This is a genomic window from Cellulomonas sp. P2_B4, assembly GCF_056404795.1.
Genome location: NZ_JBFUDI010000008.1, coordinates 78,312 through 90,234, shown reverse-complemented (window position 1 = coordinate 90,234; position 11,923 = coordinate 78,312). Strand labels below are relative to the sequence as shown.

General features: G+C 70.9%; 8 protein-coding genes. 4 read left to right on the top strand and 4 right to left on the bottom strand.

Annotated elements, in window-relative coordinates; genetic code table 11:
• Nucleotides 1-8: 8 nt before the first annotated feature.
• The 4 genes from AC1DZC_RS14585 to AC1DZC_RS14570 all read left to right on the top strand — a co-directional run bounded on the left by AC1DZC_RS14585 (nt 9) and on the right by AC1DZC_RS14570 (nt 6,893).
• Complete coding sequence (locus AC1DZC_RS14585) at nt 9-1,199, top strand: DUF1972 domain-containing protein (protein ID WP_477043762.1); 1,191 nt, start codon at nt 9-11, stop codon at nt 1,197-1,199.
• Nucleotides 1,199-1,942: a CDP-alcohol phosphatidyltransferase family protein gene (locus AC1DZC_RS14580; protein ID WP_477043761.1), complete on the top strand. Its 744-nt coding sequence runs from the start codon at nt 1,199-1,201 to the stop codon at nt 1,940-1,942. The genes AC1DZC_RS14585 and AC1DZC_RS14580 overlap by 1 nt, the downstream gene beginning before the upstream one ends.
• Before the next feature lie 493 nt (nt 1,943-2,435).
• Nucleotides 2,436-4,265, top strand: coding sequence for a right-handed parallel beta-helix repeat-containing protein (locus AC1DZC_RS14575; protein WP_477043760.1), 1,830 nt, complete (start codon nt 2,436-2,438; stop codon nt 4,263-4,265).
• A gap of 747 nt (nt 4,266-5,012) precedes the next feature.
• Nucleotides 5,013-6,893: a right-handed parallel beta-helix repeat-containing protein gene (locus tag AC1DZC_RS14570; protein WP_477043759.1), complete on the top strand. Its 1,881-nt coding sequence runs from the start codon at nt 5,013-5,015 to the stop codon at nt 6,891-6,893.
• A gap of 182 nt (nt 6,894-7,075) precedes the next feature.
• Here the strand turns inward: AC1DZC_RS14570 and AC1DZC_RS14565 are convergent, their stop codons facing one another.
• The 4 genes from AC1DZC_RS14565 to AC1DZC_RS14550 all read right to left on the bottom strand — a co-directional run bounded on the left by AC1DZC_RS14565 (nt 7,076) and on the right by AC1DZC_RS14550 (nt 11,798).
• Nucleotides 7,076-8,593, bottom strand: a complete 1,518-nt coding sequence (locus AC1DZC_RS14565) for a lipopolysaccharide biosynthesis protein (RefSeq protein ID WP_477043758.1) — start codon at nt 8,591-8,593, stop codon at nt 7,076-7,078.
• Complete coding sequence (locus tag AC1DZC_RS14560; RefSeq protein ID WP_477043757.1) at nt 8,590-9,666, bottom strand: polysaccharide pyruvyl transferase family protein; 1,077 nt, start codon at nt 9,664-9,666, stop codon at nt 8,590-8,592. The genes AC1DZC_RS14565 and AC1DZC_RS14560 overlap by 4 nt, the downstream gene beginning before the upstream one ends.
• Nucleotides 9,667-9,783: 117 nt before the next feature.
• Nucleotides 9,784-10,917, bottom strand: coding sequence for a glycosyltransferase family 4 protein (locus tag AC1DZC_RS14555; RefSeq protein WP_477043756.1), 1,134 nt, complete (start codon nt 10,915-10,917; stop codon nt 9,784-9,786).
• Nucleotides 10,914-11,798: a glycosyltransferase family 2 protein gene (locus AC1DZC_RS14550; RefSeq protein ID WP_477039864.1), complete on the bottom strand. Its 885-nt coding sequence runs from the start codon at nt 11,796-11,798 to the stop codon at nt 10,914-10,916. Before AC1DZC_RS14550 ends, AC1DZC_RS14555 begins: the two co-directional genes overlap by 4 nt.
• Between the last annotated feature and the right edge of the window lie 125 nt (nt 11,799-11,923).

The following is an 11,923-nucleotide window of genomic DNA, read 5'->3' as shown; positions in this document are numbered from 1 at the left end:
GAGACCCGATGAGCGAGCCGAAGGCCCCCATCCGTCGGAACCTCTCGATCGCGATGGTCGGGACGCGGGGCGTGCCGGCGCGGTACGGAGGTTTCGAGACCGCCGTCGAAGAGGTCGGGCGCCGGCTCGCCGCCCGGGGTCACTCGGTGCGCGTGTACTGCCGGTCGCAGGACGAGCCCGCCCGTGACGAGTACCTGGGCATGGAGCTGGTGACGCTCCCCGCGATGCGCAGGCGCTCGCTCGAGACGCTCAGCCACACCGCTCTGTCGGTCGCCCACCTGGCGGCGCACCGCACCGACGTCGCCTTCGTGTTCAATGCCGCGAACTCGCCGCTCCTGCCGGTGCTGCGCGCGCGACGGATCCCGGTCGCCACCCACGTCGACGGGCTCGAGTGGAAGCGCGCCAAGTGGGGCGGCACCGGGCGTCGGTACTACCGGACGGCCGAGGGCCTCTCCGTGCGCTGGTCGGACGGTCTGATCGCCGACGCCCGAGGCATCAGCGACTACTACGACGCCGAGTTCGGCGCCGTGACGAGCCTGATCACGTACGGCGCGCCGCTGCTGATCGACCCGCCGGACGACAAGCTCTCGCAGTTCGGTGTCGTCCCGGGCGGGTACCACCTCGTCGTCGCGCGGTTCGAGCCCGAGAACCACGTCGACGTCGCCGTCGCGGGGTACGTCCGTTCCGCTGCCCGGCTGCCCCTTCTCGTCGTGGGGTCCGCCCCGTACGCCGACGAGTACACCGCGAAGGTGCGCGGCGCGGCGGGGGACGACGACCGCGTGCGCCTCCTCGGTGGCGTCTGGGACCAGGACGCGCTGGACCAGCTCTACGCGCACGCCTTGACCTATGTGCACGGGCACTCGGTGGGCGGCACCAACCCGTCGCTGCTGCGTGCCATCGGTGCCGGCACCTCGACGATCGCCTACGACGTCTCGTTCAACCGCGAGGTGCTGGGCGTGCCGGGCCGGTACTTCACGTCCGCCGACGACGTGGCGGCGGCGCTCGCGGAGGCCGAGTCCGACCCCGCCGCCGCGGAGGCACGGGGCAAGGCACTGCAGGACCGTGCGCGCGACTACGACTGGGACGACGTCGCTCGCGGGTACGAACGGCTCGCCTACGAGCTGCGCAACCGGACGGCGCCAGGTCCTCAGCGCAGTCGCCGCAGCACCACCGACACTCCGACCGCCGCGAGGAACTGATGAGCCAGACGACGGGCCCGGCCACGAGCTACCGGGACACGGTCCGGCTCCTCGCCGGTGCCCAGAAGGGCGCCGCGCGCAGCGCGCCCGCGTACTCGCGATTCGTGAACCGTCGACTGGGCCGGCTGCTCGCAGCGTGGGCGTACCGGCGAGGTCTGTCGCCGAACGCGGTGACCGGGCTGAGCGCGCTCGCGACGTTCTCCGGTATCGCGCTGCTCGCCCTGTTCGCGCCGTCGTGGATCGTCGGCGCTGCGGTCGCGCTGCTCCTCGTCCTCGGCTACGCCCTCGACTCGGCCGACGGTCAGGTCGCGCGGCTCACCGGTCGGGGGTCACCCGCCGGGGAGTGGCTGGACCACGTCGTCGACGCGACCAAGATCTCCGCGATGCCGCTGGCCCTCGCCGTAGGCCTCTATCGCTTCGACACCGTCGCGGTCGGCTGGCTGGCCGTCCCGCTCGTGCACGCCGTCGCCGGTGCCGTCTTCTTCTTCGCGATGATCCTCACCGAACAGCTGCGTCGCGCCCACGGGGTGCAGAGCACTGCCTCGACCGAGGGCCGGGCGCCGTGGCTGCGCTCGCTGCTCGTCATCCCGACCGATTACGGCGTCCTGTGCCTGTCGTTCTTCCTATTCGGGGCGCCGACCGTGTTCTTCGGGGTCTACACGGTGATCGTCGCGTGCACGGCGGCATTTACCTGTGCGGCAGCAGTGAAGTGGTTCCGTGAGATTGGTCACCTCGGCGCATAAGCGGAATTGCCGCTTTGTCCGATTTGACGCCGGATCCACATCTTGCGCCCGGGCGCGGGGGACCGCGACGGTCCGAGCTTCTCTGTGCGGCCCGGTCAGAGCTAGTTGTCACGACTCGTGTCACGCGCTCTGTTACAGCGTGAGTGAGCGTGGGTAAGCGGTTGCTCGCCCGGTCGGCCTGTCACGGGCTACTCCGATCGGGCGAACGACGCGCGACGACCGTCCACATGTTGGACAAACGACCAGGTATTTCTGAGAGTGTCGCAGATCACAACCGCAGCGATATGTCCGTGTGATAGTCGGGCCGCCGACAATGACTCCGCAGATCAGCCATTCGTGACGTTTCGGAATGTCCGGTTTGCCCATTGGCGGGCGTCGTCTCCTCAGTTGTCACGAGACCTGGGGATAGGTTCTGTCACACGCGTTCTGACACCTAGGGTCCTCGGCTAGCACTCGTCCCCCGAGTGAGAGCGAGCCCCTAGGAGAGATTCGAATGAGCATTCGCAGGCAAGAGACGGAGCGCCATCAGCGCTCCCGCGACGCGCGCCGCGACGGTGTGTCAGCGCGTCCCCGGTTCGTCCGCAAGCCGTCCGTCTGGGCGGGCGCCCTGGTCGCCGCGCTGACGATGGGCGTCGTCGCCGTCGCCACCGGCCCTGCGGCCTCCGCGGCCCAGACCGAGACCCAGGCCGTCGGATCGACGCTCCTCGACTACCAGCTGGTCGGGTCCAACACCTCGGTCGTCGTCCCGCTCAAGGGTGTGCCGGCCGACGCGACCTCCGCGACGTTCGAGCTGACCGCCAAGTACGCGTACAAGGCCACGAACCTGTCGATCTGCCCCGGCACCGTCGTCACCGACGCGTGCAAGGCGGCACCCTCCTTCGTGACGCCCGTGCAGACCCAGGGCACCACAACCGTGACGGTCCCGCTTGCGGGCGCCGGTGGCAACGTCGTCCTGTACAACTCCGTCGCCAGCGTCCGCGCGACCCTCAAGCTCACCTCCGTGCAGATCCCGCTCGTCGAGGTGCCCCGCGACTACGCGACGAACGTGCTGCTGCCGTCGGGAACGGCGCAGACGATCGACCTCGCCGACCTGCCCAGCACGGTCTCGACCGCGACGTTCACGGTGTCCGCGAAGTACGCGTACAAGGCGTCGAACATCTCGGTCTGCGCCGGAGCCACCGCGACGCCTGAGTGCCTCGCAGCGCCCGCGCTCGTCACGCCGGTCCAGTCCCTCGGCTCCGCGAAGGTCACCGTCAACCTCGCCGGTGCCGGCCGCAAGGTCACGCTGCAGAACTCGGTCGCGAGCGCGCGTGTCTGGCTGGTCCTCAACTCCTACACGACGACCGCGGGCAGCACCGTGACGTCGCCGGTCGCCGTTCCGACGCCGACCCCGACCCCGACGCCGACGCCGACGCCGACGCCCACGCCGACGCCGACCCCGACGCCCACGCCGACGCCGACCCCGACGCCGACGCCGACCCCGACGCCGACCCCGACGCCGACGCCCACGCCGACCCCGACGCCGACCCCCGTGCCGAAGCCGGGCCCGGCGGGCGCGACGAACACCGGTGTCCCCGCCGGCACCAACCTGACCGTCCACGAGGGCAACCTGACGGTCTCGGTGGCGAACACCGTCATCAACGGGCTGGACATCCACGGGTTCGTCACGATCGCCGCGCCCGGCGTCGTGATCAAGAACAGCATCATCCGTGGTGCGTACACCGAGTACGACAAGGGCCTGGTCATGCTCTCCAAGACGACGCCGTCGAGCGTCACGATCCAGGACTCAGAGCTGGTCCCGACCTACGAGTCCGCGCACGTCCGCGGCATCATCGGCGCGAACTTCACTCTGACCCGGGTCAACATCCACCGGGTGATCGACCAGGTCCTGATCACCGGTGACAACGTCACGGTCCAGAACTCCTGGCTGCACGACAACCTGTACTACGAGCAGGACCCCAACTACAACAACACCCCGTCGCACAACGACAACATCCAGATCTCGATCGGGAAGAACCTCCGGTTCCTCAACAACACCATGAACGGCACCAAGAACGCCGCGATGATGGTGACGCAGGACCGCGGGACCGTGACCGACCTGGTGTTCTCGGGCAACAACGTCGACGGTGGCGCCTGCTCGATCAACCTCGCCGAGAAGGCCTACGGCCCGCTCAGCGGACTGACCATCAAGGACAACGTCTTCGGTCGGAACACGAAGGTCGCCAACTGCGCGATCCTCTCGCCGTCGACGACGACGCCTCTGCTCACGCTCGGCAACAACACCTACACCGACGGTGCGGCGGTGACCGTCCACCGCGGCTGACGCGACAGCCACGCGGCTCCGGCCGTGTTCGATGCCCGTCACTCCCTTTCCGGGGTGGCGGGCATCGTCGTGGGTGCCGGTCGTGTGATTCCGGACGCACACGCGTGTCTCGAACGGGTGATGCCCAGGCGCCCGGTGTATAGGAGGTGCCCGGCGCCGGAGACAACCTGCGCACCGCCTGCTCAATCTCTCTACTCGCGAGCTGCCGGACCGACACGTGCGGGTGGCTCCTGAGCGGTGCGCGACTGGGCCGATCGGGTCGGTGAACCGCGAGTCCGTGCTTCTTGACCGTTTCCGGCCACCCTCCCGGGTGGACCGCCGGCGGCCGCGGCGGCCATCCGTGGAGGGCGACCGGATGCGGCGGGAGGCACTGGATGTCGGCTCGACGCGGCTCGGCGGGTGGTCATTCCTCACCCGACCCCGTAGGTTGACCGGAACTTCCGAGGGCCAAACGGGTGATCCCGGTTGCCACCCGACGTCCGCATGTTGGACAGGCGACCATATTTCCCGTCGGAGTGATGCAGGTCACAGGTGGCGGAGATTTGTCCGGGTCCTGTCGGTATCTCCCGAAGGAGTTGGCTGATCAGCGGACGAAGGCTGTTCAGCGTGTCCGAAATGCCCCCCACGGGCATCCGAGCAACCGTGCAGGGAATCAGAGCCAGACGGTTCTGCCCCTGTCCGGTTAACCCCTAGGCTCCCGAATCAGCACTCACCCGACCGTGCGAGCAGCGAGCCAAGGAGGCACCCATGACAGTTCCCCGGCACGCCACGCGTGAACGAACGGCCCCGTCCCGCGGCATCCCAGCAGCAGTCCGAAACCTCTCCTCGACGTCCCGTCGAACCCAGATCTGGGCAGGTGCAGTAGCCGCCGTCCTGGCCGTCACCGCGTTCTCGATCACCACCGGAGAGCGCGCGAGCGCAGCCACCGTCACGCAGGTGGCCTCCGGCACGGTCGTCGGGTCGCAGGTGCTCGCGCCCCGTGCGAGCGTCGTCGCCACCCTTCCATCCGCACCCCCCAACGCCGTCTCGGCGACCTTCGAGGTCACCGGTCGCTGGGCCTGGCGGTCGACCAGCATCTCGGTGTGCCCCGGCACGCTGGTGACCGACGCGTGCAAGGCATCGCCGGCACTGGTGACCCCCGTGCAGTCGCTGGGCACCGCGACCGTGACGGTCCCGCTGGCCTCCGCGGGCGGCAAGATCGTCGTCTACAACTCGCTGGCGAGCGTCCGCGTCAGCGTCAAGCTCGTCTCGTACACCGTGCCGACGGTCGACACGTCGACCAGCTACGTCGACAACGTCGTGATGGCCCCCAAGACGTCCAGGACGGTGACGCTCAGCGGCGTCCCGTCCAACGTGGCCACGGCGACGTTCACGGTCTCGGCGAAGTACGCATGGACGCCCACCAAGATCTCGGTCTGCGCAGGCTCGACGGCCTCCGCGGAGTGCATCGCCAAGCCCGCGCTCGTCAGCCCGACGCAGTCGCTCGGCAAGGCGACGGTCACCCTGAACATGACGGGAGCCGACCGCAAGGTCACGGTGTACAACTCCACGGCCAGCGCTCGCGTCTGGCTCGTGCTCACGGGCTTCACCACGACTCCCGCCGGGGCGACAGCGCCTCCGCCGGTAGCCGCGCCGACTCCGACGCCGACTCCGACGCCGACTCCTTCCCCGACGCCGACTCCGTCCCCGACGCCGACACCCGCTCCGGCTCCGGACCCCGCACCGGCTCCCGCTCCGGCACCGGCACCGGCTCCGGCACCGGCTCCGGCACCGGCACCGGCTCCGGCGCCCGCACCGGCTCCGGCACCGGCACCTGCTCCCGCGCCCGCTCCGGCTCCCGCGCCGTCAGGCGGACGCCCGGGTGCGACGAACACCGGCGTCCCCGCCGGGACGCCGCTGACCGTCGCCAACGGTGACATCCGCGTGACGACGCCCAACACGGTGATCGATTCGATGGACATCCGCGGGTTCGTGGTGGTCGCCGCCCCCGGCGTCGTCATCAAGAACAGCATCATCCGCGGTGCGGCCACGGACTACGACCGGGGCCTGGTCATGGTCGCGGCTGGTTCGGGCAGCGTCACGATCCAGGACTCCGAGCTCGCGCCCACCACCGAGAGCTACCACATCCGCGGGATCATCGGCGCGAACTTCACGCTGACCCGGGTCAACATCCACCACGTGATCGACCAGGCGCTGATCACCGGTGACAACGTGACGATCCAGAACTCGTGGTTCCACGACAACTCGTACTGGGCGCAGGACCCGAACTACAACAACACCCCCTCGCACAACGACAACATCCAGATCTCGATCGGGAAGAACCTGCGGTTCGTCAACAACACCCTGACCGGCACGAAGAACGCGGTCATGATGGTGACGCAGGACCGCGGGACGGTGACGGACCTGCAGTTCAACGGGAACTACGCCGATGGTGGCGCCTGCTCGGTGAACCTCGCCGAGAAGTCCTATGGTCCGCTGCGGGGGCTCTCGTTCAAGGACAACGTGTTCGGCCGGAACACGAGGGTCGCCGACTGCGCGATCATCGCGCCGGGCACCACGGCCCCGCTGCTCGCGCTGAGCAACAACGTGTACACCGACGGCAAGCCGGTGGTCGTGCACAAGGGCTGACCAGCACGAGCACTCCACGAAGCCCCCGGACCGCCCGTCGGTCCGGGGGCTTCGTCGTGCCGGGAGCAGGCGAGGCCGTCCGCCCGGGAGCAGCACGACCGACCTCGTAGCCCAGGACCGGTGCAGCGCGACCAGGCTCGCGCCGCTCAGGGCACGGTGCAGCACGACCGGACCCGCGTCGCTCAGGCTCGGTGCAGCGCCAGCTTCACGGCGAAGGTCACGTCGAGCACGTCCCGCCGCAGCGGCCGGATCACGAGGCATCCGACGCCGAGGACCAGGACGTAGACGACGGCCTCGATCCCGAGGGCGGCCCAGGGCGACGCCGGGTCGATCGCGTACGCGGTCAGGTAGGCGGCCAGACCGCTGACCGTGAACGCGGTCAGGGTGCGCAGAGCGCCGCCGATCAGGGACCAGAGCTGGACCGGGGTGTGCCGCGACAGCCACCACAGCGACAGGGGCCAGGACAGCATGGGGGCGAGCGCGAAGCCGGCGGCCACGCCGACCGTCCCCCAGTGGCTGCCACCGACGACGCACACGATCTTGATCGCCGCGGACACCAGCGTGTACCGCAGGAGGACCCCGGTCAGCCCTCGGGCCAGGTACACCCAGTACCCGACGTACGCGAGCGTCGCGAACGCGCCGGCGACGGCGAGCAGGCGGATCAGGGGTGTCGCGGCCAGCCATTGGGCGCCGAGCAGGATGTCGGTCAGGGGCTCCGCCGCGGCCACGACGAAGGCCAGGCCGGCGACGAGCCCGTAGGCGAGCGCGAGCTGCCCTCGGCGCACGAACTCCGCGAAGCGCACCGGGTCGTCGCGCAGCCGGCTCAGGATGGGCAGCGCGACCGTCGTCGTCGGGGAGCGCAGCTGCGACAGCGTCGACATGAGCAGCTGGTAGGCACGGTTGTAGAGGCCGAGCTGGGTGGCGCCGAACCGGACGCCGATGGTGAGCGAGTCGACGTTGTTGCTCGCGTACGCGACCAGCTGGGTGGCCATCAGGTTCCAGCCGAACGAGAGGAGCCCGCGCATCGGCACGCCCCGTCGGGGGAGCCCGGGTTTCCACGGCGCGACGATCAGCACGCCGATCAGCAGCGCGAGCGCCGCGGTGAGCTGCTGGCCGACGAGCGCCCAGTACCCGGCGCCGAGCAGTGCCATGACGATGGCGACCGCCAGCGCGACGACCGCGCTGCCGACGTCGATGACGGCGAGCCGGGCGAAGGCCATGCGGCGCGTCAGGTCCGCCCGGAACTGCGTGGCCATGCCGTTGAACAGGAACGTGAACGCCAGGGCGTGCACCACCTGCACGAGGTCGGGCTCGCCGTAGAGGTGCGAGATCGGGACGGCGAGCGACGCCGTGAGGACGCAGAGCAGAGCGCCGATGCCGGAGTTCAGCCAGAAGAGGTTGCTGCGCTGCGCCACGCTGAGCGTCTTGGCCTGGATGGCCGCCGACGAGAGCCCGAAGTCGCGGAACAGCTCGCCGATCCCGGTCACCGCGGTGACCATCGCGATCAGTCCGTAGTCGGTGGGGGAGAGCAGTCGGGCCAGGACGACGACGCCGCCCACCTGCAGCACGATGCGGATCGCCTGGCCGCCGATCGTGACGAAGGCGCCGCGGGCCGCTCGGCGGCCCATGCCGCGCACGTCCTTGCCGTACTCGGCCGGACCTGCCGTGACGGACTCGGCGTCCTGGTCCGCGGGGCTCATCGGCGCAGTGCCGCCCGCAACGCGTCCTGCGCCGGGACCAGCAGCTCGTCGGCGCGGGTGCGGACCTTCTCGGCCTCCGCCCAGAGCCCGGGGTCCCCGACGCGCTCGAGCACCTCGCCCGAGGGGTCCTGCGACGTGCGCAGGTCGACGGTGTGGGACCAGTCGAGCGCGTCGAGCAGGGGCGCGAACTTGCGGGAGTAGGCGAGCGGAAGCGCCGGGACGCCCATCGAGAGGGCATTCAGGCACGCATGCATGCGCGAGCCGATCACGAGCTCGCCCGACGCGATCACCGCACGGACGTCGTCGAGGTCGGTCGGGACGACCACCTCGACCTCGGGGTGGCGCTCGGCGACGGCGCGCACGGCGGGGACGTCGTTGTCGGCGAGCGGGGAGTCGAGCACGTGGGCGAGCAGGGTGACCCGCCGGCCCGCTGCGAGCAGGCGCGTCGTCAGGTCGTCGATCGTGCGCTGGTACGCCGGGCCGTCGACGTGCGGGCTACCGTTCCAGAGCAGTCCCGACACGTTCAGCAGCACGTCACGCGTGTGGGTGAGCTCGGGCACGGGCAGGGCGAACACGACGTCGGTGGTGAGGATGTCGACGTCGCGGCCCAGGGCGTGCGCTGCGGCGGCGCTCTCCGGGTCGCGTGCCATCGTCACGGCGGAGCCCTTGAGCGAGTGCCGCGCGAGCGCCCGGCCGGTGCGGGTGGTGAACGGCCCGATCGTCTGCGGACCCAGCACCACCGGGACGCCGGCGCGCTTGGCCAGGTCGGCGAACGCCGCCATCGTCGCGAGGCGCTTGGTGCCGTAGATGTCCGCGAAGCTGTCGCCGGACCGGGTGTCGATCACCAGGTCGTAGGTGGCCAGCCAGTCGCGCACCTGGTGCCGGTCGACGTGCTCGCGCACGAGGCTGCGCAGGCTGCCGACGGGGACCGGCGAAGCGCCCTTGCCGAAGTTCTGGAAGTCGACGTCCACGTCGCCGAACGTGCTGCGGGCCAACGCCGCCGAGCCGTGCGCGAGCGCACGGACCCCGAGGTTGCGAGACCGGTCGTCGGCCCAGGCGACGAGCACCCGCATGCGTTACCTCCTGGTCGGGGCGAAGGACGTCCCATGTATTTGAGACGCCAAATCTAGTTGTCGAGACGATGCCCGAAGCGTCCGAAATGGGGTGAACTGTCCGGGCGTTCGGATGAACTACCCGGCAGCAGAGCTGAGCAGGCGGGCGATCCGCTCGTCGTACAGCGCGGTGCCGAACCGCTCGTGGGCGTCCGCCTCCCCGCGGGCGCCGAGCGTGGCCCGCAGCGTGTCGTCGGCGATCAGCCGGTCCACCGCGTCCGCGAGCGCGACCGGGTCACCCGGTTCGACGAGCAGGCCCGTCTCCTCGTCGCGAAGCACCTCGGTGAGACCCTGCACGCGGGAGGCGACGACGGGCCGGCGGGCCAGGAGCCCCTCGACGGCGGTGTTGCCGAACGGCTCGGTGCGTGACGGGACCAGGACGACGTCGCAGCCGGCGAGCTCGTGCCAGGTCGGGTTCACGTACCCGAGCAGCGAGACCCGGCCGGCGAGGTCCGGCTCGGACGCCCGGGCGCGCAGCTCCTCCTCGTACCACTCGTACCCGGGGAACACGGTCCCGCAGACGCTGATCGTCACGTCCCGGCCGCGGCGGACCAGCTCGCCCACGGCGTCGAGCGCGACGTCGATCCCCTTGCGCGGGGAGAGCCGGCCGATCACGGCGAGGTGCCACGGGTCGCCGGCGGAGCGGGTGCGCGCGGATGGGGGTTCCGGAGGCCCGGGGACGCCGTTGTGGACCACGGTCACCCGGCCCGCCAGCCGCGGGAGCGTCTCGGTGACGACGGAGGCGGCGGCCGCGCTGTTGGCGACGATCTCGCGGGCGAGCGCGAGCGGTGCGTTGAGCACGAGGGAGACGAGCGGGTGCTGGTCCAGCTCGGCCTCGTGCACGTGGGCCAGCGACGGGCGCCGCGCGAGGCGACCGGCGACGAGCCACCACGGGATGGTCACCGTGTTGACGTAGAGCAGGTCGGCGCGGGTCGAGCGCAGCAGCCGGACGGCGCCGACCGTCGCCGCGGTGGCCTGCCAGGCGAGCCGCAGGATGCGCAGCGGGTGCAGCAGCGACTTGCGCAGGACGGGGAACGGGACGACGCGGACTGTCGCGCCGCTCGCCTGCGCCAGCTCGACCAGCGGCCCGGTCGCGGGCAGGACCAGCAGCACGTCCCAGCCGTCGGCCCGGGCCGCCTCGATCGAGCGGAGCATCTGGCGGTCCGAGCCGTACAGGTCGGGCGACGGGTGCGCCAGGACGAGCCGTCTCATGCGGCCCGCCCTCCGTGGCGCGCGACGAACCAGGCGCCCTCGCTCGTCCCGCGGATCGCGGCCCAGACGGGGCCGGGGGAGCGGAGCAGCTGACGACGGCCGCCGCGCAGCAGGACCTCCCACGCGAAGGCGGGGGCGCGCAGCACCCAGCGGCGCTGCGCGGCGCGGTCGAGGTTGCGGGCGGCGAAGACGAGCCTGCTGCGGCAGTTGTGCCGGTAGTAGACGTCGGACTTGCGACGTGTCCCGGAGTGGTCCTGCGTCCCGCCGACCTCGTGCACGGCCGTGAGGTCGTCACGCACGACGAGGTGGCGACCGGTCGTCGTCATGCGGAAGGAGAGGTCGACGTCCTCCCAGTAGAGGAAGAACGCGTCGTCGAAACCTCCCACGTCCGACCAGGTGGAGACCGTCATCGCGAAGCACGCCCCGCTGATCCACGCGACGGGTCCGGCGCGCAGACCGGTGGTCCGGCCCCGCGTGAGGTCGAGCTCGCCCCCGACGGACCAGACGCGCCCGTCGGAGCGGACGATCCGGGGACCGACCAGCACGGACGGGTCCGACCGGGCCGCATCGAGGAGAGCCCGCGCGGCGTCCGCGTCGAGACCCAGGTCCGGGTTGAGCACGAGGAAGGTGTCGCAGCCGAGCGCGACCGCCTCGGTCACGCCCCGGTTGACCCCGGCGCCGAAGCCGTCGTTGGGCGTCTGCACCAGGTGCCACCTGCGCGAGCTGGCCACCTCGAAGGCGGCGGCGCGCGACTCCTCGGTGGTCGAGTTGTCGACCACGACGACCTGGGCCTCGAGCTCCGCGGCGAGCGGTGCGAGGTACTGCTCGAGCATCGCGTGGGACCCGTGGTTCACGACGACCACGGCGCTGCGTCCGTCCACGCGCTCGCCTCCCCTGTGTCGCCGCCGGTGGGTGCGCCGGAGAGCCCGGCGGGTCGGAGCGTATCTCGGGGGCACGGGCGTGCAGAGCGGGGCGGTCGGGTGAATCGGTAGCATCCGGGCACGAC

Excerpts from the sequence above, each read along its gene's own strand:
- AC1DZC_RS14585 (WP_477043762.1), top strand. The coding sequence starts at position 9 with ATGAGCGAGCCGAAGGCCCCCATCCGTCGGAACCTCTCGATCGCGATG.
- AC1DZC_RS14580 (WP_477043761.1), top strand. The coding sequence starts at position 1,199 with ATGAGCCAGACGACGGGCCCGGCCACGAGCTACCGGGACACGGTCCGG.
- AC1DZC_RS14575 (WP_477043760.1), top strand. The coding sequence starts at position 2,436 with ATGAGCATTCGCAGGCAAGAGACGGAGCGCCATCAGCGCTCCCGCGAC.
- AC1DZC_RS14570 (WP_477043759.1), top strand. The coding sequence starts at position 5,013 with ATGACAGTTCCCCGGCACGCCACGCGTGAACGAACGGCCCCGTCCCGC.
- AC1DZC_RS14565 (WP_477043758.1), bottom strand. The coding sequence starts at position 8,593 with ATGAGCCCCGCGGACCAGGACGCCGAGTCCGTCACGGCAGGTCCGGCC.
- AC1DZC_RS14560 (WP_477043757.1), bottom strand. The coding sequence starts at position 9,666 with ATGCGGGTGCTCGTCGCCTGGGCCGACGACCGGTCTCGCAACCTCGGG.
- AC1DZC_RS14555 (WP_477043756.1), bottom strand. The coding sequence starts at position 10,917 with ATGAGACGGCTCGTCCTGGCGCACCCGTCGCCCGACCTGTACGGCTCG.